General features: G+C 37.0%; 17 protein-coding genes and 1 pseudogene. 12 read left to right on the top strand and 6 right to left on the bottom strand.

Features of this window, described 5'->3' with window-relative positions; genetic code table 11:
• Positions 1–149: 149 nt before the first annotated feature.
• The 3 genes from GFO_RS11925 to GFO_RS11915 all read right to left on the bottom strand — a co-directional run bounded on the left by GFO_RS11925 (position 150) and on the right by GFO_RS11915 (position 4,970).
• Positions 150–2,666 carry a M14 family metallopeptidase gene (locus GFO_RS11925; protein ID WP_011710390.1) on the bottom strand — a complete coding sequence of 839 codons (2,517 nt, stop codon included), beginning with the start codon at positions 2,664–2,666 and terminating at the stop codon, positions 150–152.
• A 78-nt stretch (positions 2,667–2,744) separates the two neighbouring features.
• Positions 2,745–3,137 (bottom strand): PUR family DNA/RNA-binding protein, encoded by a 393-nt coding sequence (locus GFO_RS11920; protein ID WP_011710389.1) that lies wholly within the window; start codon positions 3,135–3,137, stop codon positions 2,745–2,747.
• A gap of 75 nt (positions 3,138–3,212) precedes the next feature.
• Positions 3,213–4,970 (bottom strand): ABC transporter ATP-binding protein, encoded by a 1,758-nt coding sequence (locus GFO_RS11915; RefSeq protein WP_011710388.1) that lies wholly within the window; start codon positions 4,968–4,970, stop codon positions 3,213–3,215.
• Between the two features lie 133 nt (positions 4,971–5,103).
• Between GFO_RS11915 and GFO_RS11910 the strand changes: the two genes are divergently transcribed.
• The 4 genes from GFO_RS11910 to yajC all read left to right on the top strand — a co-directional run bounded on the left by GFO_RS11910 (position 5,104) and on the right by yajC (position 8,059).
• Positions 5,104–6,201, top strand: coding sequence for a Glu/Leu/Phe/Val family dehydrogenase (locus GFO_RS11910; protein WP_011710387.1), 1,098 nt, complete (start codon positions 5,104–5,106; stop codon positions 6,199–6,201).
• A gap of 89 nt (positions 6,202–6,290) precedes the next feature.
• Complete coding sequence (gene nusB / locus GFO_RS11905; RefSeq protein ID WP_041250370.1) at positions 6,291–7,235, top strand: transcription antitermination factor NusB; 945 nt, start codon at positions 6,291–6,293, stop codon at positions 7,233–7,235.
• Positions 7,236–7,289: 54 nt separating this feature from the next.
• Positions 7,290–7,748: a DUF1573 domain-containing protein gene (locus GFO_RS11900; protein ID WP_011710385.1), complete on the top strand. Its 459-nt coding sequence runs from the start codon at positions 7,290–7,292 to the stop codon at positions 7,746–7,748.
• Positions 7,749–7,756: 8 nt separating this feature from the next.
• On the top strand, positions 7,757–8,059 hold the full coding sequence (gene yajC / locus GFO_RS11895; RefSeq protein WP_011710384.1) for a preprotein translocase subunit YajC: 303 nt from the start codon (positions 7,757–7,759) through the stop codon (positions 8,057–8,059).
• Positions 8,060–8,110: 51 nt separating this feature from the next.
• On the opposite strand, the pseudogene GFO_RS18065 reads toward yajC, so the two are convergent.
• The 3 genes and pseudogenes from GFO_RS18065 to pepT form a co-directional block, all read right to left on the bottom strand.
• Positions 8,111–8,251: pseudogene (locus GFO_RS18065) on the bottom strand (YdeI/OmpD-associated family protein); the annotation flags it as partial.
• Positions 8,252–8,266: 15 nt separating this feature from the next.
• Positions 8,267–8,704 carry a DUF1801 domain-containing protein gene (locus tag GFO_RS11890; RefSeq protein WP_011710383.1) on the bottom strand — a complete coding sequence of 146 codons (438 nt, stop codon included), beginning with the start codon at positions 8,702–8,704 and terminating at the stop codon, positions 8,267–8,269.
• 12 nt (positions 8,705–8,716) lie between these two features.
• Positions 8,717–9,958: a peptidase T gene (gene pepT / locus GFO_RS11885; RefSeq protein WP_011710382.1), complete on the bottom strand. Its 1,242-nt coding sequence runs from the start codon at positions 9,956–9,958 to the stop codon at positions 8,717–8,719.
• Positions 9,959–10,383: 425 nt separating this feature from the next.
• Here pepT and GFO_RS11880 point away from each other — a divergent pair, with 425 nt between their 5' ends.
• From GFO_RS11880 to GFO_RS11845, 8 genes are all read left to right on the top strand, one after another.
• Complete coding sequence (locus GFO_RS11880) at positions 10,384–13,257, top strand: TonB-dependent receptor (protein ID WP_011710380.1); 2,874 nt, start codon at positions 10,384–10,386, stop codon at positions 13,255–13,257.
• A gap of 319 nt (positions 13,258–13,576) precedes the next feature.
• Complete coding sequence (locus tag GFO_RS11875) at positions 13,577–14,599, top strand: quinone-dependent dihydroorotate dehydrogenase (protein WP_011710378.1); 1,023 nt, start codon at positions 13,577–13,579, stop codon at positions 14,597–14,599.
• 3 nt (positions 14,600–14,602) lie between these two features.
• Positions 14,603–15,217 carry a LysE family translocator gene (locus tag GFO_RS11870; protein ID WP_011710377.1) on the top strand — a complete coding sequence of 205 codons (615 nt, stop codon included), beginning with the start codon at positions 14,603–14,605 and terminating at the stop codon, positions 15,215–15,217.
• Positions 15,218–15,327: 110 nt separating this feature from the next.
• Positions 15,328–16,191 carry a hydroxymethylglutaryl-CoA lyase gene (locus GFO_RS11865; protein ID WP_011710376.1) on the top strand — a complete coding sequence of 288 codons (864 nt, stop codon included), beginning with the start codon at positions 15,328–15,330 and terminating at the stop codon, positions 16,189–16,191.
• Between the two features lie 1,028 nt (positions 16,192–17,219).
• Complete coding sequence (locus GFO_RS11860) at positions 17,220–18,434, top strand: DUF4856 domain-containing protein (protein WP_011710374.1); 1,215 nt, start codon at positions 17,220–17,222, stop codon at positions 18,432–18,434.
• Positions 18,435–18,490: 56 nt separating this feature from the next.
• Positions 18,491–19,603 (top strand): imelysin family protein, encoded by a 1,113-nt coding sequence (locus GFO_RS11855; RefSeq protein WP_011710373.1) that lies wholly within the window; start codon positions 18,491–18,493, stop codon positions 19,601–19,603.
• A 9-nt stretch (positions 19,604–19,612) separates the two neighbouring features.
• A complete protein-coding gene (locus GFO_RS11850) occupies positions 19,613–20,977 on the top strand; it encodes an HTTM domain-containing protein (protein WP_011710372.1) in 1,365 nt (454 codons plus the stop codon).
• Positions 20,958–23,423: a TonB-dependent receptor gene (locus GFO_RS11845; RefSeq protein WP_011710371.1), complete on the top strand. Its 2,466-nt coding sequence runs from the start codon at positions 20,958–20,960 to the stop codon at positions 23,421–23,423. Before GFO_RS11850 ends, GFO_RS11845 begins: the two co-directional genes overlap by 20 nt.
• Position 23,424 lies beyond the last annotated feature (1 nt).

The raw sequence follows: 23,424 nt of genomic DNA, 5'->3' as shown, positions 1-23,424 counted from the left end.
CCGGTAGTTTTTAGCATTTGGAGCAATGTTTTTCTGAACCTAAAAAGTCCGAAAATGAAGGCTTCCGGACTTTGTTGATCTTATTCTTTACAAAGTTATTTAATTTTAAAGTAAGACTATTAAAGTTTCCCTAAACTATAAGGGTATTGTTACATCTCTTCCCCAAAGAAAATAGCATTCATAAGTAATTTGTTGGTTCCGTACCAGAAAGCCCGGAAATTGGTATTATCTGTAAATAGCATTACTTCCCCGCGCCCCATATTTTCATGTTTAAAGGGTACAGTACTCGCAATAGAATCCAGGTTCGGTTTACTAATATACCCGCTTAATAAAGGTTTCTGAGTATATTGAATAGGGTTCTTGTAGCTTTGTTCATCTGCTTCCATAAAAATAGTAGTGTTTCTAAACATGGCTATTTTATCGTCTTTATACCCAAAGGCTATGGGGTGACTCCTGTCCAGCTTAACTTCAAAAATAGCACCTCCAATTACCTGGGCTCCTCGAAAATCTCCGCGCTCTCCAAAACTTATATCCTGTGCGGTCATTTTATTTTCTTTTGTTTTGAAATCGATGAATTTATGTTCTTTCATCCAGTTAACCGCACTGCGATAAGCGATAATGGTTCCACCACTTTTTGTCCATTCTTTTAGTTTAGGTGCAAATTCCTTATCTATCCCGCTGCCCCATGAACTGGGAAGTATAATATCTGTGTATCTGCTCAGGTCGGTTCTGGAAAGATCGCTAACGTCCAGTTTTGTAATTTTCATATCATAGCGTTGATCAAATAAATGCCAGATTTCCCCAGCGTCATATGATGTAACAGATCCGCCAACAATAAGGGCTACTTTTTGCGGCTTTATAGCTCTAAACTGATTGCTTCCCAGATTAATTCCTTTAGTCATCCCTGTTTGAATAGCTGAAATCTTTACGCTACTTTCTTTAGACACTTTTTTTAGAAATTCATATAGATCTGCATTACCAAGTTTTTGATTCTGAACAGGGATCATAATGGTTCCATAACCATAATTTTTTCCTTCCAGCCAAAAATCTTCCATGGCAACTTTGGCCCGCAGATCTTTCTCTAAAATTTTATTCAAGGCCTTTGGAGCCATGTAATCTTTCCAGTTTAGCAGGTATGCATAATCACTTTCTTCTGGTAATTCCGGAGATATAGGAGAAAGCTCCTCAACTTTACTTCCGGCATTTTTCATAGCGGCTTCTTCTGTGAAATCCAGGTTAAATGCCAGCGGAAAAGTCCAGGCAGAAATATCATAAAAGAGACTGTCCCTAAACTCAGTTCTTTTTTCGAACATCGCTTTTAATAATCTGTGCTGGCGCTGGTTTTTCGGGACGATATAGGCTGAACCTTTTTCAAAATTTTCATCTTGCTGGCTGAAGTTGTCTTTAAGTTCATAAACTTCAATTTTATGTCTTTTTAATATTTCAGCAAGTTTATAGGCACTAAAAGGATCGTGTGAATTTCCAAAAGCATAGGCTCCGGATTCGGCAGAATCGCGAGACTCCTTAAAAAAGTTTCGTTGATAATTCAGAAGATCTTCTCTCATATGTTGAGAAGCCTCTAATGTTGAAAGCGCCGCAGTAAACTGATTTCTGATGGTGAACGGAAAAGTAAGAATACCATTCTCGGTTTCCTGAGCATGTCCTCTGGAACTTCCCTGTTCAAATAAGATTCCTACACTTCCGTTAATATCGGGAAATGTGGAGCCTTTTCCGTAATAGAAATCGTCATAATTTTCTTCGGTGTAATATAAAGAACCAATTTCGTCCAGTGCTTCGGCATGGTAAGTTCCAATTTCCCTGGTTAAGTCCTGGTTCATTTTTGGCGTTAACGGATGTGTTCTTGATGGAATTCCCGGTTGAAAGAAAAACGTGGAATTAGAACCCATTTCATGATGATCTGTTAGGATATTAGGATACCATTTATGAAATGTGGCAATTCTTGCCTGAGATTCCGGTAATTGTACCGGCAACCAGTCACGGTTCATATCAAACCAGTAGTGATTGGTTCTTCCTCCCGGCCATACTTCGCTGTATTCACGATCCTGAGGATCTGGATTTATATTTTCACTCTTATTGGTATTTGCCCAATAGGCGAATCTTTGTAAACCATCTGGATTAAATGCCGGATCAAGCAAAATAACCGTGTTATCCAATACTTTTTCAATTTCATCTCCTTCTGCTGCGGCTAAATAATACGCATATAATAATGCTGAATTTGATCCGCTGGCTTCATTTCCATGAATGGAAAAACCCTGATTGATGACGATCGGCATTGCTTCAGTATTCAAAGATTCTGAATCGTTTTCTACCAGGGAAACATGTTCCTTTCTAATATTTTCAATATTCTCTAAATTTTCTTCCGAAGAAATCACCAGCAACGCCAATTGCCTTCCCTCGTAAGTAAATCCTCGATTTTCAATTTGAATTCTGGGTGAAACTTCAGCCAGCTTATTTATATACATTAAAAGCCGATCGTGGCTTACATGCCATTCTCCGGGAATAAAGCCTATAACTTCCTGCGGAGTTGGAATTTCAGAATTGTATGAAATATCTGCAGGTAAATAATAATCTAAAGTGATTTCCTGGTCCTGAGCCTGAATAAATAAAAATGAAAATAGAAAAATGATAGTCGTAGAAATTCGCATGGTCGTGATTTTGAAAAATCTAATATAAAAAAAACCGTCCTGAAATGGGACGGTTTAAATTATCTAAAAGTAATTTTGTTATATATCGTCGAAACTTACATCTGTAAATTTCTCTGCATTTGGTGAAGTGGAAACAGCTTTATCTTTAGTGTTTTCGTCATCATCAAATTCTTTTTTGAAATCTTTCTGGTGACGTTCGCTAATTACTTCTTCACCTTTTTCGTTGATGATATAGTTCGTCATTTCTTCAAGGATCTCTCTAAAGCCATCAAAATCTTCTTTGTAAAGGTAGATCTTGTGTTTTTTGTAGTAGAAAGAACCATCGTCGTTAGTGAACTTCTTACTTTCTGTGATCGTAAGATAATAATCATCAGCACGGGTGGATCTTACATCAAAAAAATAAGTTCTTCTTCCCGCTCTTAAAACTTTAGAGAATATCTCTTCTTTCTCCATCATTCCCTTGTCGCTCATAAAATAGATTCTTTAATAAATTTATTATTGTCGAGTTCAAAAATCTAAAAATTTTTAACATCTCGCAAAATATTTTCACATTTCTTTTTCATTTAGCTGTTTTGCATAGAGTTCTTTATAGTATCCCTCAGTATTCATTAGCATTTGGTGGGTACCTTCCTGAACTATTTGTCCGTCTTCCAAAATAATGATCTTATCGGCATTTTTTGCTGACGATATACGGTGACTTACAATAATGGTGGTTTTATCTTTAGAAATATGGAATAGGTTATTTAAAATCTCTTCTTCTGTTTCGGTGTCTACCGCAGAAAGGCAGTCGTCAAAAAGAAGAATCTCCGGCTCATGGATAATCGCTCTGGCAATAGAAATCCTTTGCTTTTGTCCGCCAGAAAGTGTAATTCCTCTTTCACCTAACACGGTATCATAACCTTTACTAAAGCCTGTAATATTTTTGTGTACGGAAGCATTCTTAGCTGCGGTGATAATCTCTTCTTCGGTAGCTTCTGTTTTTCCGAATTTAATATTATTTCGAATACTATCGCTAAATAAGAATGCATCCTGCGGAACATATCCTATACTTTCGCGCAGGCTCTCCAGATTAAGACTTTCAATATTGCGATCGTCTATAACAATCTCACCCTGATCTATATCATATAACCTCCCAATAAGCTCCAGAATAGTAGATTTTCCAGATCCTGTTTTACCAATAATGGCCAGGGTTTCTCCTTTCTTGACGTTAAAGGAAACATTTTTTAAAGCAGTAATATTGGTATCATCATAAGTAAAGGTTACCTCTTTAAATGCGATATCTCCATGAATAGTATCAGGTTCTGTTTTAGGATTGGTAATCTCTGGTTTTTCGCTTAAGAATTCATTAATACGCTCCTGGGAAGCTTCAGCCTGTTGAACGAGTGACGTAACCCATCCTATAGATGCTACCGGCCATGTGAGCATATTCACATAAAGAATAAACTCTACCAAAACATCAATATTGGCTATTTGGCCGGAGATAATCTGTCTCCCACCAATATAGATCACAATAATGTTACTAATCCCTATCAACAATATCATTAAAGGAAAAAAGAATGCCTGAACTTTTACCAGATCAATGTTCTTATCCCGGCTTCCATTGGAAAGTTCGGTGAAATTAGTGTTGGTTTGTGGTTCGATTCCGTAAGATTTTATTACCGCAATCCCACTAAAACTTTCCTGTGTAAAAGTATTTAGTTTTGATAGGTATTGCTGAACAACCGTACTTCTCTTATGGATGGCAACGCTCAACTTGTAAATGGAAAATGCCAGGATTGGCAATGGGATAACCGTATATAAAGTGAGTTCTGGAGCAGCCTGGATCATAAAGATAAGTACCACGATAGTTGAAGTGAAAGTGGTAACACTGTACATAATCGCAGGGCCAAGATATAATCTTACCTTAGAAACATCTTCACTAATCCTGTTCATCAGGTCTCCGGTTCTATTTTTCTTATAGAAATTAAGAGAAAGATCCTGGTAATGTTCGAAAACTTCATTTTTGAGATCATATTCCATATGGCGGGAAACCACGATAAATGTCTGCCTCATTAAAAAAGTAAGAAATGCCGCAATAAGAGTAGTCCCAACAATTAGGGCAATATTATAGGCAAGCTCACTTTTAACCATAGCAATATCGCTCACTTCACCACTGATATACTTCTCAATGATCACCGTACTTTTTCCAATAAGCGGAATATAATAAATGGCAAATATTCTGGCGGCAATGGTAATTACCAAACCAATTAATAATTTCCATTTGTATTTGTAAAAATATTTATTTAGATGCTGAAGGTTTTTCATTCAGGGTAATTTACTTTAATTGAGGATTTCGTAATTTAACACGTTTTAAATTACTGCTTTTTAAATTATTATTATTTTTGCAGCAGTTTTTTGATAAAATTCAAAATCTGAATAATTTAAAAATCAACAAATTATGCAAGTTGACGTTCTAAATGCAAATGAACTAAAAAAGTCTGCTCCGGTATTCGGACAGGTGTCGTTTGATGAACACGAGCAAATCGTTTTTTGCAACGACAAAGATACAGGTTTAAAGGCAATAATTGGTATTCATAACACGGTTTTAGGACCTGCTTTAGGAGGTACCAGAATGTGGAATTATACCAGTGAATGGGAGGCGGTAAATGATGTTTTGCGCTTATCCCGAGGAATGACTTTTAAAAGTGCAATCACAGGATTGAATCTTGGAGGAGGGAAAGCAGTGATCATTGGAGATGCCAAGACAGATAAGACGCCTGCTCTCATGAAGAGATTTGGTGAATTTGTACATTCTTTAGGGGGAAAATATATCACTGCAGAAGATGTTGGAATGGAAACTTCAGATATGGATACCGTTCGTGAGGTAACTCCTTATGTAACGGGAATTTCAGAATCTAAAGGTGGGGCAGGAAACCCATCACCAATTACTGCTTACGGAGTATTTATGGGGCTAAAAGCTTCCGCTAAATTCAAGTATGGATCTGATGATCTTGAAGGTAAGAAAGTATTGGTTCAGGGAATTGGCCATGTTGGCGAAACGCTTGTAGAATATCTTACCGGGGAAGGTGCTGAGGTTTTTATCACAGACATCAACGAAGAACGCCTTGAAGAAGTTAGTAAAAAATATGGTGCTCATATTTTTACAGATAGAGACATCTATGGTGCAGATATGGATATTTATGCGCCATGTGCACTTGGGGCAACGATCAACGATGAAACTATTCAGAGGTTAAAAGTTGATATTATTGCCGGTGCCGCAAACAATCAATTGGCAGATGAAGTTTCTCACGGAGAGATTCTTCAGAAAAAAGGGATTGTTTATGCTCCCGATTTTCTAATCAACGCCGGTGGAATTATAAATGTGTATGCCGAACTTGAGAATTACGATAAGCAGGAGATCATGCGTAAGACGGAGAATATCTATAATACTACATTGAGAATTCTTGAAAAAGCTTCCAAAGATGACATAACAACTCACTTCGCTGCCTTGCAAATCGCCAAGCAAAGAATTGAGGACAGAAAAAATCAAAATTAAAATTAGTCAGTTCTAATTAATTGATATTTTTGCAGGGCGAAAGAGAAATTCTTTCGCCCTTTCTAATTTCTAAAAGTTCTTTTACAATTATGTTGACAAGAAGACATATCAGGGTTAAAGTAATGCAGTCACTATACGCTTTTAACCAAAGCCAGAATGATAACCTTGCCACTGAAGAAAAATTTCTGCTCAAAAGTATGCAGGAGATGTATGACCTTTTCTTATTACAAATCAGTTTAATTACTGAAATAAGAGAACATGCAGAAACCTATTTAGAAAAATCACAACAAAAGCATTTAGCGACCAGCGAAGAGAAAGATCCTAATCGCAAATTTGTAAATAATCAGGTCTTTCAAATTCTCAATGAGAACGAAAGTATCCAGAATGCGTTGGAGAAGCATAAGATCAATCACTGGAAACAGGATGACGAATATGTGGCTATTATTTGGAATGAAATTAGGAATAGCCTAACGTACCAGGAGTATTTAGAAACCAGGGAAAGCAGTTTTAAAGAAGATAAGGACTTTATTGTTCATATTTTTAAAGAGATTATTGCGCCTAATGATAAGCTTTACGATTACCTGGAAGATAAAAAGCTAACATGGGTGGACGACCTTCCCCTGGTAAATACCGCTATCCTAAAATTTCTTCAGAAAATGAAAGAATCTACCGGTAGGGAGAAGAAGATCACGCAGCTTTTTAAGAATGAAGAGGATAAGGAATTTGCCATAAAACTTTTCAGAAAAACTTATCTCAACGATGAAGACCTTTCCGAAGAAATGCTAGGGAAGACACCAAACTGGGATAAAGATCGTATTGCTGAAGTTGATATGGTTTTAATTAAAATGGCTATTTGTGAATTTTTGAAATTCACTAGTATTCCTGTTAAGGTAACCATTAATGAATATCTTGAAATTGCTAAGGAATATAGTACTCCTAAAAGTAGCATTTTTATAAACGGGGTTCTAGATAAGTTGTCCAAGGAATACCAAACAGAAGACAAGTTAAATAAAACCGGAAGAGGTCTTATGTAGTAATATATTTTTTATTATTTTTATCAATTAGAAATTTAACAAAATAACTTCACCATGAAAAAGACAATTTTGATGTTTGCAGCAGTAGGGGCGATGCTGTTCACCGGATGTAAAGATAATGCCTCAGACAAAGTAAAAGCTGAAAACGTTGAAGCTTCTGCTGAACGTGACGCTCAGGAAACTCAATATCCAGAGATTACATTTAATGAATCTGAATTTGACTTTGGTAATATTGCTAAAGGAACAAATGTTGAGCACGTATTTAAATTTGAAAATACAGGAAACGCTCCATTAGTAATCACAAATGCTTCAAGTTCTTGTGGATGTACAGTTCCTGAATATCATAAAAATGAAACCATTGCTCCTGGAGAGACTGGTGAGATGCTGGTTAAGTTTAACGGGTCTGGAAACGGACAGGTTACTAAAACAGTGACTGTATCTGCAAATACAGAAACAGGAAAAGAACAAATTAAAATCAAAGCTTTTGTAGAAGCTGACGAAAACGCTAGCTAAAAGCATTTATGGATCAATTAACGCAGTTTGCACCAATTATTTTAATGTTTGTGGTGGTGTATTTTTTTATGATACGCCCGCAAATGAAGAAAGCTAAACAAGAGAAAAATTTTGCTGCCGAGCTTAAAAAGGGAGATCGGGTTATTACCAAAAGTGGAATGCATGGTAAAATTATAGATTTTAGCGAAAAAAATAATTCGGTGATAATTGAAACCGGAGCAGGAAAAATAACATTTGACAGGTCTTCCATTTCTATGGAAATGAGTAAGAAACTTAATGAGCCTGCAAAACCTGTAAAGGAGAAAAAGTAATTACAGAGTACATTGATAAAAAAAGCAGCTATTTATAGCTGCTTTTTTTATTTAACAATTTTTGTATTTATCATGTAAGCCTTTTCCCTGTTTAATCATGGGTGTGATTTTTTCCAAACGACTTATTTTAGTGGTTTCCCTTTTTGCTTCTGAAATATGATCGGCATATTCCCGCTGTTTTCCGGGAGTGAGGGCATTAAAACTTTCTTACAGTTCTGTATCTGTCTTAAGAGCCGTAGAAAGTTCAGGAGGTACCATTAGTTTCTTTTGTGTGACTGGTTTTATCTCCAGGCCGGCACGTTGATTTTGAATAGCTTCTTCTATATACGGAAGTAAACTTGAATTTTTAAGCTGATCGCCTTTTTCAAAACGAATCTGTCTTAAGGCTTTTGTTTTTCCTTCCTGGGCATTTACTAAAAGAGAAGTGTTCTCTTTTAGAAGTGCACCATTAAAAAACCAGATGCCAAAATGATTTTTAAAAGCTCCCAGTCCAACTACATTTTTTCCTTCTAAGGTATAAACAGGGGCTCCCCATTTAATCTCAGATTTTAGATCTGTGGTTAAGATCAATTCATGTAGCTGCCTTAGTTCTTCCTCCCAATATGAATGACATGAAATATATTCTTCCGCATTTTTTACAGCCATGATTAAAGTTTTTTATTCGTATTTCTTTGCCGTTAGTTCTGCTAATTTAACGATAACTTCGGCTGCTTTTTGCATGCTCTCCACAGGAACATATTCATATTTTCCATGAAAATTATGTCCTCCAGCAAAAATATTGGGGCAGGGAAGTCCCATGTAACTCAGCTGTGCACCATCAGTTCCACCTCTAATAGGTTTAATGATAGGTTTTACGTTTACTTCTTCCATAGCCTTTTCAGCCAGGTCTACGATATGCAATACCGGTTCTACCTTTTCCCGCATATTGGCATATTGATCTTTTATTTCAATACTTATACAATCTCTGTCATACTGCGAACAAATATCGCTCACCAGGTCCTGCATCATTTGCTTTCTTGCTTCAAAATGAGTTTTATCGTGATCTCTAATAATATATTCAAGAACAGTTTCTTCTACATCTCCTTTAATACTACTTAAATGGAAGAATCCTTGCCGGCCTTCAGTGTGTTCGGGTGTTTCCATTCTTGGCAGGGAGTTAATAAAATCCTGTGCTATATACATGCTATTGATCATCTTATCTTTAGCATATCCAGGGTGAACGCTTTTCCCGAAAATTTTGACTACAGCGCCGGCCGCATTAAAGTTCTCATATTCCAATTCTCCAATCTGGCTACCATCCATAGTATAAGCCCATTCAGCTCCAAATTTTTCTATATCGAATTTATGAGCACCACGACCAATTTCTTCATCAGGGGTAAAACAGATTCTTATTTTTCCGTGAGGGATTTCAGGATTATCTACCAGATATTCCATTGCGGTAATAATCTCTGTGATCCCTGCTTTATCATCGGCTCCTAATAAAGTGGTTCCGTCTGTAGTGATAAGGGTTTGACCTTTATACTGTTCGAGATCCTCAAAATAGTCAGGAGAAAGGATGATGTTTTTTTCAGTATTTAGAACGATATCCTTACCATCATAATTCTCGATAATCTGCGGATTTACATTGGTACCTGAAAAATCGGGAGTGGTGTCAAAATGGGAAACAAAGCCTATAACGGGAACTTCATGAGGTACATTGGCCGGTAACGTAGCCATTACATACGCGTTCTCATCAATACCTACGTCCTGAAGGCCTATTTCTTTTAATTCATCTACTAATTTATTAGCGAGGTTCCATTGTTTTTCTGTACTGGGAGTGGTTTCGCTTTTAGGATCACTTTGCGTATCGATTTTCACATAGCTGATGAATTTCTTAGTAAGTCTTTCCTTATTAATCATACGTTTTCATTATAAAATTTAAATCCTAATTCATTGACTTGATAGGTTTTTCAAAGATAATTTAACTAAAGGCTGTTTTTCTTAAAACTTATCTTAAAACTGAGCAATAACATTTTTTTCTTTACTGAACTTCTGCTTAGTATAACTATATGGCAAGCCAAAACCTTGTAAAATACCCGCAGCTGGGCGATAGAAAAATCGCCCAGACTGAATCCTGGAACTATAACCACATAATCTGCGAAAAAAGGTTCAGAAGAATCATGACTTCTGAATAATTATAACTCTTATAAAAAATTCGGGCTAAAATTAAGACTCTTTTGAATAAAATGTAGCTTTTTAGATAGGTGTAAATAACTGTATATGAGTTGTTTGTTATGAAAAAGTTAAATAATTGAGCTATATTTAAGAAAACAAACCAATTAAATATGAAAAATTTCTACGTACTCATTTTATCGTTTTTCCTTTGTTTGGTAGCTCAATCGCAAACCCGAACAATAAGTGGAGTTGTACTTGATGAGAATTCTCAACCTCTTGGCGGGGTCACAGTTGCAATCAAGGATACGAATAAGGGAACCAGTACAGATTTTGATGGGATTTATTCCCTGGAGGCAGAATTTGGACAAACGCTCGTATTCACCTTTGTGGGATTTGATGCCCGCGAAGTTTTTATAGATAGCGAAGAGATAAATGTTACTATGGTCTCAGGGATGGCACTCGGGGAAGTGGTACTGGTAGGCTCTAGGAATCCCAGTAGAACTGTAGTAGAATCAACGGTTCCCATAGATGTTCTGGATGTTCAGGAGATGACCATAGCTGTTCCCCAGGTGAATTTGAATCAGATGTTAAATTACGTCGCCCCCTCTTTTACTTCAAATACCCAGACAATTTCTGATGGAACAGATCACATTGATCCTGCATCATTGAGAGGATTGGGACCAGACCAGGTATTGGTATTGATCAACGGGAAACGCAGACATAATTCTTCTTTAGTAAACGTAAACGGAACTTTCGGTAGGGGAAGCGTAGGTACAGATTTAAATGCGATTCCTGCTTCAGCAATTAAACGGATCGAGGTTCTGCGGGATGGCGCTGCAGCCCAATATGGTTCAGATGCTATTGCCGGAGTGATCAATATTGTATTGATAGATCAAACAGATGAGCTAAGTGTGAATATCACTACTGGCGCAAATTTTTCTAAAAATGCGAATGAACAAACCGGGGGAGTTGATGGAGAAACGGTAAACGTAGCAGCGAGCTACGGTATTTCTTTGGGGGAGAAAGGTGGATTTGTGACCTTCGCAGGAGATTTCGATTATCGTGAAGATTATAACCGAATGAGAGAGTGGGAAGGTACTATTTTCAATGCCTATAATGCAATTGAATTTCGCGCTGCAAATTTCGGAGCGAATATAGCTTCTCTGACCGATGATCAAATTAAAGATTTTGCCCAGGATGTTTCGTATTTCAGTAGTGAGTTTCAGAATGATATTAGCAATGCTGAAGACAGGGAAACGCTGCAATCGCTCTTGGGAATGGATGTCACAGAAAATGAACTTGATGCAAGGGGACTAGATCGTACAGATTTTAATATGAGGGTAGGTCAATCTGGATTAAGAGGTGGACGTTTCTTTGCCAATATGTCTTTACCTCTCGATGAAGAAGGAACTGAATTATATTCTTTTGCAGGAATGAGTTCTAGGAGGGGAAATTCTGCTGGATTCTATAGGTTGCCCAATCAAAGTAGGACCTATACTCCAATTTATATCAACGGATTTTTGCCTGAGATTAATTCCAAAATCAAAGACCAGTCTATTGCTGTGGGAGTTCGGGGTGCAGTTAGTGAATGGGATGTAGATTTTAGCAATACCTGGGGTAAAAATGAATTTCAATATTTTATCTCGAATACTTCCAACGCTTCTTTGCAAAGAGCGAGTCCGACTTCTTTTGATGCCGGAGGTTTTTCTTTTATTCAGAATACCACAAACCTTGATATAAGCAGGTTGTTTCAAGAAGTCTTTCTGGGTTTGAATATAGCTTTCGGGGCAGAACATAGATTTGAAAATTATGAGATCGTAGCCGGTGAGCGTGGTTCGTACGAGCAATACACTCAGAGCGGGGATGTTGTAGTAAGAGCAGATCAAAATCCGGCAACAGATTTCTTCGGAAGTGCCAGACCGGGAGGATCCCAGGTTTTTCCGGGCTTTAGTCCGAAAAATGAACTTTCCAGGGAAAGAAGTAGTATCGCCGGGTATTTTGATGCCGAATTGGATTTTAGCGAAAAATTCCTGATGACCTTCGCTACCAGATTTGAAGATTATTCAGATTTTGGTTCTACCCTGAATTTCAAATTGTCTTCCCGTTATAAACTAACCGATGATATTAACATTAGAGGAGCGGTCAATACAGGGTTTAGGGCACCTTCTTTACATCAGTTATATTTCAATTCTACTTCTACGATATTTGATAATGCTGGAAATCCGCAAGAAGTGGGTACTTTTTCTAATGATAGTCGGCCGGCAGAGCTCTTGGGGATTCCTCAGTTAAAAGAAGAAACCTCAAGAAGTATAAGCCTTGGTTTTACGGCTAAGATTCCCGATGCGAACCTTTCGTTAACTGTAGATGGATATTTTGTAGCAATAGATGATAGAATTGTATATACTGGTCAGTTTAGCGGGCCGGGCACTGGCTCAGAACTTGATAATCTTTTAGCCCAGGCAAATGCAACTGCGGCTTCATTTTTTGCAAATGCGATAGATACCGAATCTAAAGGTCTGGATATGGTACTAACGCATAAAGCTGTCTTTAATGATAATTTAAGATTGAAATCAGATCTTGCCGCAACGCTTTCAAAGACTAAAAAGGTTGGTGATATCAATGCTTCAGAGGTTTTGGAGCGAGCTGGTTTAGTAGACACTTATTTTCCTGAAGATAGCCGGATCTACCTCGAAGAGGCTGTACCTAGAACAAAGGTTAATCTTACCAATAGTTTGACCGCCGGGGATTTTAATTTTTTTCTGAGAAATGTTTATTTTGGTGAAGTGACCGAAGCATCAACAGTCCTTGAAAATCAGCAGGTATTTAGTTCTAAAATTGTAACAGATCTATCGGTAGGCTATCATGCTACAGAAACTTTGACTTTAACCTTGGGGGCAAATAATATTTTCGATATCTATCCAGACAGGGCAGAAGAAGAATTTAATAACCGTAGTTCCGGTAGGTTTGACTGGTCTAGGCGTGCCCAGCAATTTGGGATTGCAGGTCGTTTTCTGTTCGCCAGACTCAGTATTAATTTAGATTAGCTATTTTTTCTTAGTTTGTTTCAAATTGCGGAAAATCAAATTTTTATAATCAACAAGCCGTCTCTTAAATAAGGCGGCTTTTTTTTAATCCATATTAGAATGCTTTTCAAAATGTCAGGTTTTGGATAGATCTCAAATTATTGTTGTGATTATTTCTATCCTAAGTTTCTGAATTAAGTTCAGAATGGCGTCTTTTATCAATTTATGGAAGTTTATGGAGGAACAAATAATTAAATATTTCCGTACAGAAAAACAATGAAAATTTCGGCAAACTTTTCTTTTATAGAATTTCAATTACTTTTGACAAAACTTTCCAGAAATGTACAAATCACTTATAAGACCTACACTTTTCAAATTTGATCCTGAAGAGATACATTATTTTACATTTAATTTTTTGAGAAAGTTTTGTAAAATTCCGGGGGCGACCTCTTATTTGAAATCTAAATTTCAGGTGAAAGATGCCCGATTGGAAAGGGAGGTTTTCGGATTAAAATTTAAAAACCCGGTGGGCCTCGCTGCTGGTTTTGATAAGGACGCTAAGCTATATAACGAATTATCCTCCTTAGGTTTTGGATTTATTGAAGTTGGCACAGTAACACCGAAACCTCAGCCGGGAAATGATAAAAAAAGATTATTCCGGTTAAAAGAAGACTCTGCTATTATCAATAGAATGGGCTTTAATAACGAAGGCGTCGAAGCTACCGTGAATCGTTTAAAAAGTAACAAGAATGTGCTTATCGGTGGTAATATTGGTAAAAATAAAGCGACTCCTAACGAGCATGCAGTAGAGGATTATACTTATAGTTTTGAAGCACTATTTGATTATGTAAACTATTTCGTGGTAAATGTAAGTTCTCCAAATACGCCAAATTTGCGTGAACTTCAGGACAAAGAGCCTCTAAAGGATTTGCTGAATACGCTTCAGAAAAAAAACGAACAAAAGAAAAGACCGAAACCAATATTATTAAAAATAGCTCCAGATCTCACCGATGAGCAATTAATGGATATTATCGAAATTGTTCAGGAAACAAAGATCGCCGGAGTGATCGCTACCAATACCACCATTTCCAGGGAGGGTTTAAAGTCGGAGAATAAGAATGAAATGGGCGGACTCAGCGGTAAACCACTCACTAAAAGATCTACTGAGGTGATTCGTTTTCTTTCCGAAAAAAGTAATAAAGCTTTTCCTATAATTGGAGTTGGCGGGATTCATACTGCAGAAGATGCTATAGAAAAACTGGAGGCCGGCGCAAGTCTGGTTCAACTTTATACTGGATTTATCTACGAGGGTCCGGCCCTGATCAAAGACATCAATCAGAAAATATTGGAAAAAGGTCTTTAAAATATGTTAGACCAAATCATTCCCTTTTTAACTGCGTCTATTCTTCTCACATTTTCCCCTGGCCCGGATATTATATACGTTTTAGTACGTTCTATTGCCTATGGAAGTAAGCAGGGAATTGTTAGTGCACTTGGCCTGGTGGGTGGGATCCTTATCCATACCAGTCTGGTGGCTTTTGGTGTTTCGGCAATTATCAAACAATCTGACAATGTTTTCTTGTTGATTAAAATTCTCGGTGCGGTTTATTTGCTGTATCTGGCATATCAGGTTTATAAAAGTGATCCTGAAATTGCTTTTTCTTCAGAAAAGATTAGCGATAAAAGTATGCTTAGTTTATTTAAGCAGGGATTTATTATGAATGTATTAAATCCCAAGGTAGGGATTTTCTTTCTGGCGTTTTTCCCGGGTTTTCTCTGGGAACCAGACGGAAATACCATCCTTCAATTCTACATTCTGGGAATGCTTTTTATGTTGCAGGCATTCATTATTTTTACTGGAGTTGCCATGTTAGCTGAAAAAATTTCGGCCTATATCAAATCACATCCTAAGTCGGGCATTTTTTTAAAATGGATGCAGGTAGTGATTTTTATTTTAATAGCGGTTCTTATTCTGCTATAAAAGGATTAAGAATTCAATGGTATAAATTCTGAAACTCCCTTCTGAAATTTAATATTATCAATAGATCCATAATCTTTTTCAATTTTCTCTAAAATGTTATCTTTGGGCGTATGGGTAAAGTAAAGCTTATTGAGTGTCCCCGTGACGCGATGCAGGGAATTCGGGATTTTATCCCCACTGAAAAGAAGGCACAATATATACAGTCTTTGTTACGCTGTGGTTTTGATACTATAGACTTTGGAAGTTTTGTATCCCCCAAAGCGATTCCCCAGATGAAAGATACCGCCGATTTACTTTCCCGGTTAGATCTATCCACAACTACTAGCAAATTGCTTGCGATTGTTGCGAATACCCGCGGAGCTGAGGATGCTTCTAAATTTGAAGAAATAGATTATTTAGGGTATCCATTTTCTATTTCTGAAAACTTCCAGATGCGTAATACACATAAAACCATTGCAGAGTCTGTGGAGGTCTTGCAACAGATTTTAAATATTGCCGATGCCAGCGGAAAAGAAGTAGTCGCTTATTTAAGTATGGGGTTTGGAAATCCTTATGGAGATCCGTGGAATGTGGAGATCGTAGGGGAGTGGACAGAAAAACTCTCAGCAATGGGTGTGAAGATCCTGTCTTTATCTGACACCGTAGGAACTTCAACTCCCGAAATTATAGATTATCTCTTTTCTAACCTTATACCGAAATATCCAAATATCGAGTTTGGTGCCCATTTACATACCACACCTTCCAGATGGCATGAGAAAATTGATGCGGCATACAAAGCCGGATGTTATAGATTTGACGGTGCTATTCAGGGATTTGGTGGCTGCCCGATGGCTAAAGATGAACTCACCGGAAATATGCCTTCAGAAAAAATGCTCTCTTATTTTAATTCTGTGAAAGCTGATACCAATGTGAAAATGACGAGTTTTGAATCTTCTTATAATGAAGCCTCTAAAATTTTTAATTCGTATCATTAAATTCTAAGGCATTTTTCAAAATTCGAACTTGGCCTTTCAAACTGGCAAGTGCATTCTTATATTTTTGTCATTTCGACGAAGCATAGCGAAGGTGAAATCTATTAGTATATTTCCAGGAGATCTCTCTCGTTGGTCGAGATGACAATTGCGGACAACGTGTATTTGGAATTTAATTATCAGCTAATTTAAGTTTTCAGGGTTATCATATTTAGTTTATCAAACTATCGAAGTGCTATAGATTGGGGACACGCTTCGACAGGCTCAGCGCAACAATTCGTCACCCTGAATTTATTTCAGGGTCTAATGGGATACTGCATCAAGTTCAACATGACGTTAACTTAACTGTCATTTCGACGAAGCATAGCGAAGGAGAAATCTATAAGTATATTTCCAGGAGATCTCTCCCGTTGGTCGAGATGGCAATTGCAAACAACGTGTATTTGGAATTTAATTTATCAGCTAATTTAACTTTTCAGGGTTATCATATTTAGGTTTTCAAACTATCGAAGTGTCATAGATTAGAGACACGCTTCAACAGGCTCAGCGCAACAACTCGTCACCCTGAATTTATTTCAGGGTCTTTATGAGATACTGCATCAAGTTCAGCATGACGTTAACTTAACTGTCATTTCGACGAAGCATAGCGTAGGAGAAATCTTTTAGTATATTTCCAGGAGATCTCTCCCGTTGGTCGAGATGACAATTCAAAGGTTTTTATTCTGGCCTTATTTATCAAGTTTAATCATATCAAAATTGAATTTTTATCAATTCCAGGGCTAGTTAATTTCAAAATTTAAATATCAGATGAATATTTCTTTTTATAAATAAGTAGAAAATTTAAGTAAGTAGACGTCCTTATTCTTATAAATCCAAAGCTTCGGAAAGCTTATTATTAATAGAATTTATCGCTTTTCATACTACCATTAGAAAAAGTTATTTAAATTTAATCTAAATAAACTTGCGGTAGCCAAAACGGGTTTTTATATTTGCCGCCGAATGTTATTTTAAACCAGTCTAAATAAAGCAATATGAAAAAACTGTTATTTTCAGCAGTATTAGCCGGAGCTACATTAATGTCATGTTCTTCTGATGATGATTCATTAAGCCCGGAAGGAGAAAACAATATAGATAACCCCACAACTTATAAGTTTGAGAGAAACAATAGTTCAACTGTAGACTTCAACGGTCAAACAACAAGACTACAAATGTCTGCGGAACTTCTTTCAAATTTCAATGATTTTGACAATGCTTCAGAAACTTTGTTGTTGAATATGTTCGCAAATGAGAATGCTCCGTTTGAGAATACAAGCTTAAACGAATCTTCAAAAAGTATAAAATCTAAAGTAGCAGCTTCAAGCTTCTATTTTTCAACCAATACTGTTGAAAGTACAGAGATTAAAAATGATTTTGAATCATTTATTTCCGGACAGATGAACACCGTAAAGCCTAATAAAGATCAGCTTGCTGAGGCTGGTGTTGCAGGTCAGATTGCTGATGGTGATGGAGTTCGTTATGTAAACGAAAAAGGTTTAGAGTATAACCAGGCTTTTGCAAAAGGTTTGATAGGTGCACTCTTGTTAGACCAGATCGCTAACAATTACCTTTCTGTAGCGGTTCTTGACGAAGCAGACAACAAGGCTAATAATGACGCTGAAATTACTGAAGAAGGAAAGTCTTATACCACTATGGAGCACAAATGGGATGAAGCATATGGCTATCTGTACGGAGATCCTTCAATTCCCAGCGCAACACCTAACAGTTTATTAAATGAAAGTGATGACCGTCTACTTTTCAGTTATTTGGGTCAGGTAGATGAAGATGAAGATTTTGCCGGGATCGCTGAAGAAACTTTTGAAGCTTTTAAAAAGGGTAGAGCCGCTATTGTAGCCGGAAATTATTCTGTAAGAAATGAGCAGATTGCGATTATTCGTCAAAACCTTTCAAAAGTAATTGGAGTACGTGCAGTACATTATTTACAAGGAGGAAAAGCGAAGCTGCAGGAAGAAAATTATGGCAGCGCTTTTCATGAGCTTTCAGAAGGATTCGGATTTATTTATAGCCTTAGGTTTACGCATAATCCTTCAAACGGAGCTCCTTATGTTTCAAAAGCACAAATTGATACAATTAATGAGCAGCTGCTTTCAGGAAATGGATTTTGGGAGGTTAGCCCGGAAATGTTAGATAGTATTTCCGAAGAAATAGCCGCAGGCTTCGACTTTAGTGTTGAGGAAGCTGCAGAGTAAAATAACTAGCCGGAGCTGGGGATCATCTTCCGCTCCGGTTTTTAAAATTTAAAATTATGAAGATTTCAAAAATAGTATTATTGGCCTGTCTTGTACTTGCAGCCTGTTCCACTGAAGATGAAGGAGGAGATACCGGTGGTGATAACACAAATGATACTTTTGATCGTGGTGAAATGCTTGCTAATTGGGCAGATAATATTATTCTTCCTTCTTATGAAGATTTCTATACGAAAACTCAAAAACTCGAAACTCTTGCCCAGGCTTTTGTAGAAGATCCTGGAAACACTGAGCTTACGGCTCTTAGAGCTCAGTTTGAGCTTTCTTATAGATCTTTCCAAAGTGTATCTATGTTTGATATCGGGAAAGCCGAGGAGTTGAACTATAGAAGTTTTCTAAATACGTATCCTTTAAATGCAAGTGAGCTTGATTCTAAACTGGCATCTGGCACCTATAATCTCAAATTACCGTCAAGTTATGATGAGCAGGGTTTTCCTGCGCTGGACTATCTTTTATTTGGTTTAGCATCTACCAAAGAAGAAACATTGTTAAAATATACTTCTGATGAAGACGCAGAGAACAAGAAAGTATATCTCCTGGAGGTGGTTAAGCGTATAAATGCACTTACTGCAGAGGTTACAGCTTCATGGCAGGGTGATTACAGGGATGCTTTTGTAAATAATACAAGCTCTTCAAGTACCGGTTCGGTAGATCGTTTAACAAATAAATATGTTATGTATTTTGAAAAATTCTTACGTTCGGGTAAAATAGGATTTCCTTCCGGGGCGATTACGGGAACACCTTCTCCAATAAATGTAGAAGCGTATTATTCCGATGATTTTTCACGTGAACTTTACCTTGAAGCTTTAAAAAGTAGTAAAGATTTCTATATCGGAAAATATTTTGGAAGCAGTCAATCTGGAGAAAGCTTTCATACATACCTTGAAGCACTGGATCGAGGAGATTTAGCTAGTGATATTTTATCACAATTCAATGCTATAAGTTCTGAATCTGGAGATTTGGATTCAAGTCTTAGAAATCAGGTGGAAACTGATAATGTTCTTATGCTGGAAGTTCATGACGAATTACAAAAAGAAGTGGTGCTTTTAAAATTAGATATGCTTCAGGCACTGTCTATTAGTGTGGATTATGTAGATTCAGACGGAGATTAGTCTGCTTAGATGAATTTTTCAATCTCAAAATATCTCAATTCTTATACCGAAGCGGCTCCACTGGCAGTTTTTAGGATAGGATTTGGAATCATGATGTTCGCCAGCATCGTTCGATTCTGGCTGAACGGATGGATTGAAAAACTTTATATAACTCCAAAATTTCATTTTAGTTATTATGGATTTGAATGGGTGAAACCGCTTGGCGATTTCACCTATTTACTTTTTATAATATGTGGTCTGGCCGCACTCTTTGCGGCGATAGGTTATAAATACAGAATTGCGATAATTACGTTTTTTCTGAGTTTCACCTATATAGAACTCATGGATAAGACTACCTATCTTAACCATTACTATTTCATTAGTATCTTAAGTTTTCTACTGATCTTCCTGCCTGCCAATGCTTATTTCTCCCTGGACGCCTGGAAGAATCCTAAAATATCTTTTCAAAAAATTCCCCGTTGGTGTATAGATTCAATCAAATTATTGCTGACCATCGTGTATTTCTATGCGGGATTGGCTAAATTTAATTCAGACTGGTTGTTTAAAGCGATGCCATTAAAGATCTGGCTTCCTTCAAAATACGACCTTCCGCTGCTTGGAGATTTGATGCAACAGGAATGGATAGCGTATGTTTTCAGCTGGAGTGGGATGTTATATGATCTATTCATCCCTTTTTTATTGCTTTACAGTAGAACACGCTTAATGGCATTTCTTGCCGTGATCATATTTCATGTTATGACGCGCGTTCTGTTTCCTATAGGGATGTTTCCTTATATCATGATCGTTAGCGCATTGATATTCTTCAGTCCTAAAGTGCATCATCAAATTTTGAATAAAATTTCCTCCTGGTTTAAGATCAAGAAGACGACATTTGACAATACCAGGTTATTTTTTAATAAGCCTCAAAAGAGAAAACTTCTCACCTCTGTGGTGGCCACTTTTTTTATTATTCAGTTGTTGCTTCCGTGGAGATATTTATTATATCCTGGAGAATTATTCTGGACAGAAGAGGGTTTCCGATTTTCATGGAGGGTAATGCTGATGGAAAAAGCAGGTTATGCCGAATTTAAAGTGGTGGATGCCAAAACGGGAAAACGCTTTTATGTTGATAATTCAGATTTTCTGACTCCCTTTCAGGAGAAACAAATGTCTTTTCAGCCAGATTTTATAATAGAATATGCCCATTTCCTAGCCGAACATTTCCGTAAAGATGGTCATAAGAATATTGAAGTTTATGTAGATAGTTATGTAGGCTTAAATGGCAGAAAAAGTACTCCCTATATAAGCCCCGACGTTAATTTGCTTAATTTCGCGGACTCGTTTGAACACAAAATATTTATTTTACCCTTCGAAGATGAAATTAAAGGTCTTTAGTATATTTTTCTTTTTTAGTTTGTTAATGAATGCGCAGTATTCACTGAGCGGGAAAGTGACTTCTTCAGAAACGGGGGAACCTGTTCCCAATGCAGAAATTTGGAATAAAAGCACCGGTAATCTTGAAGTTGCAAATAATGAGGGTGAATTCGAGATCTCGAATCTAAAAGAGGGGAGCTATATTTTTGCTGTGTTTAGTTATGAGTTTGAAATTATTGAAACGGAAATAACGATTAATAAAAATACAACTACTAACTTCCAATTGTCTCCGCTGGCTGAAAGTTTAAGTGAAGTATTGATTATAAATAGGAAAGAGCAGCTCTTTGCGCTTCGAAAACTTAGAGAAGTAGAAGGCACCGCTATCTATGCCGGAAAGAAAAGTGAAGTGGTTTTACTGGATAAGGTTTCGGGTAACCTGGCAGCCAATAATGCAAGACAGATTTACAGCCAGGTTGTGGGATTGAATATTTATGACAATGGGGATGCAGGTTTACAGCTAAATATTGGAGGTCGTGGGTTAGATCCTAACAGAACTCAGAATTTTAATACACGACAGAATGGTTACGATATTTCGGCAGATGTTTTAGGATATCCTGAAAGTTATTATACTCCACCACCCGAAGCACTCAGGGAAATTCAGGTGATAAGGGGAGCTGCTTCTTTGCAGTATGGAACCCAGTTTGGAGGACTTATCAATTTTAAGTTTAAAGAGCCGGTACCGGATAAAAAGATCGAATTGGTTTCTAGACAGTCTGTAGGATCTTATGATATGTTTACCACTTTTAATAGTCTTAGCGGAACTGTTGGAAAATTTAGTTACTACACGTATTATAATTATAAAGGAGGAAAAGGCTTTCGTCCAAATTCAGAATATGATTCCCATAATGCTTTTGCACATTTAGGATGGAAATTCAATGATAGAACGAATATAAGTGTTGAGTATACCTATCTGGATTATCTGGCACAACAGCCGGGAGGTCTAACTGATAGTCAGTTTTATGAAAATCCTGATTTTAGCAATCGTGAGCGGAACTGGTTTGATGTGAACTGGAACCTTTTCGCATTAAAACTGAAACATGAACTCACTGATAAAACAGATTTGAGTTTAAATGTTTTCGGCTTAAATGCAAGCAGAAAAGCCTTAGGTTTTAGACAGAACAGAGTGGCTTTGACCGATGATCTGGAAGAACCAAGGGAATTACTGGTAGATGATTTCTCTAATTGGGGAGCTGAAGCAAGAATGCTTACCCGATATAATTTATTTAATGAAGAGTCGGTATTATTATTAGGTAGCAAATATTACCAGGCTTTTAATGAGCAACAGCAGGGACCGGGAAGCACTTCTTTTGAACCCGATTTTAATTTTGCTTCGGAATATTTTCCGAATTATGAAAGACAGTCTCAATTCGAATTTCCCAATAAGAACCTGGCGTTTTTTGGAGAGAATATCTTTAAGCTCACGAACAATTTTTCGATAACTCCCGGTTTTAGGTTTGAATATATCAATACAGAATCAGACGGATTTTATAAGAATATTATAAATGATAATGCTCAAAATACGTTGTTAAATGAAACGGTGGAAGATGACCGTAAATTTGAAAGAAGTTTTATTCTTCTAGGAGTGGGAAGTAGTTATAACTTAAATGCATCTAACGAACTTTATGCTAATCTCTCTCAGAATTATCGATCTGTAACTTTTAATGATATCAGGGTGGTAAACCCAAGTTTTCAGGTAGATCCTAATATTAACGATGAAGAAGGCTTTACTTCAGATATAGGAATTAGAGGTCGTTTAAAGGATTTTCTATCGTATGATGCCAGTATTTTCGCATTAAGATATAATGACCGGATTGGTGAGACCTTAAAGCCTGAAGAGCGTGTAAATGCATCTGGGCAGCTTGAAGAAACGGGTAGATTGGTTAGATTTAGAGGGAATATTGGAGATGCTTTTATATATGGTTTGGAAACTTTTGCTGATTGGAATCTAAGAAATTCATTCTTTAGTTCAGCCGAAGACTATAAATTGAATGTATTTGTAAATGCAGCTTTTACCAAATCTGAATATATATCATCTGAAGAGGTTAATGTAGAAGGAAATGAAGTAGAGTTTATCCCGGCAGTGAACTTAAAAACAGGCCTTAATTTTGGGTATAAAAACTTTCTTACTGGATTGCAATATACTTACCTGGGGAGACAGTATACAGATGCTACCAATGCCCCTCAGGTAAAAACTGAAAACAATCGAGGGATTGAAGGAGCGGTTCCTGCGTATGGAATCTTAGACTTTTCAGCCTCTTATAGTCTGGGGAAATTCAAGTTAGAAGCGGGGGTAAATAATCTTTTAGATAATTCTTACTTTACCAGGAGAGCCACAGGGTATCCGGGGCCTGGAATTATTCCTGCGCAACCAATTACCTGGTATACAACGTTGCAGGTAAAACTTTAGA

The organism is Christiangramia forsetii KT0803, from assembly GCF_000060345.1.
Taxonomy (GTDB): domain Bacteria; phylum Bacteroidota; class Bacteroidia; order Flavobacteriales; family Flavobacteriaceae; genus Christiangramia; species Christiangramia forsetii.
This window is presented reverse-complemented; position numbering and strand designations above follow the sequence as displayed.

Excerpts from the sequence above, each read along its gene's own strand:
- GFO_RS11915 (WP_011710388.1), bottom strand. The coding sequence starts at position 4,970 with ATGAAAAACCTTCAGCATCTAAATAAATATTTTTACAAATACAAATGG.
- nusB (WP_041250370.1), top strand. The coding sequence starts at position 6,291 with ATGTTGACAAGAAGACATATCAGGGTTAAAGTAATGCAGTCACTATAC.
- GFO_RS11900 (WP_011710385.1), top strand. The coding sequence starts at position 7,290 with ATGAAAAAGACAATTTTGATGTTTGCAGCAGTAGGGGCGATGCTGTTC.
- GFO_RS11860 (WP_011710374.1), top strand. The coding sequence starts at position 17,220 with ATGAAAAAACTGTTATTTTCAGCAGTATTAGCCGGAGCTACATTAATG.
- GFO_RS11870 (WP_011710377.1), top strand. The coding sequence starts at position 14,603 with ATGTTAGACCAAATCATTCCCTTTTTAACTGCGTCTATTCTTCTCACA.
- GFO_RS11880 (WP_011710380.1), top strand. The coding sequence starts at position 10,384 with ATGAAAAATTTCTACGTACTCATTTTATCGTTTTTCCTTTGTTTGGTA.
- GFO_RS11890 (WP_011710383.1), bottom strand. The coding sequence starts at position 8,704 with ATGGCTGTAAAAAATGCGGAAGAATATATTTCATGTCATTCATATTGG.
- GFO_RS11910 (WP_011710387.1), top strand. The coding sequence starts at position 5,104 with ATGCAAGTTGACGTTCTAAATGCAAATGAACTAAAAAAGTCTGCTCCG.
- GFO_RS11865 (WP_011710376.1), top strand. The coding sequence starts at position 15,328 with ATGGGTAAAGTAAAGCTTATTGAGTGTCCCCGTGACGCGATGCAGGGA.
- GFO_RS11925 (WP_011710390.1), bottom strand. The coding sequence starts at position 2,666 with ATGCGAATTTCTACGACTATCATTTTTCTATTTTCATTTTTATTTATT.
- GFO_RS11855 (WP_011710373.1), top strand. The coding sequence starts at position 18,491 with ATGAAGATTTCAAAAATAGTATTATTGGCCTGTCTTGTACTTGCAGCC.
- GFO_RS11875 (WP_011710378.1), top strand. The coding sequence starts at position 13,577 with ATGTACAAATCACTTATAAGACCTACACTTTTCAAATTTGATCCTGAA.
- GFO_RS11845 (WP_011710371.1), top strand. The coding sequence starts at position 20,958 with ATGAAATTAAAGGTCTTTAGTATATTTTTCTTTTTTAGTTTGTTAATG.
- pepT (WP_011710382.1), bottom strand. The coding sequence starts at position 9,958 with ATGATTAATAAGGAAAGACTTACTAAGAAATTCATCAGCTATGTGAAA.
- GFO_RS11920 (WP_011710389.1), bottom strand. The coding sequence starts at position 3,137 with ATGAGCGACAAGGGAATGATGGAGAAAGAAGAGATATTCTCTAAAGTT.
- yajC (WP_011710384.1), top strand. The coding sequence starts at position 7,757 with ATGGATCAATTAACGCAGTTTGCACCAATTATTTTAATGTTTGTGGTG.
- GFO_RS11850 (WP_011710372.1), top strand. The coding sequence starts at position 19,613 with ATGAATTTTTCAATCTCAAAATATCTCAATTCTTATACCGAAGCGGCT.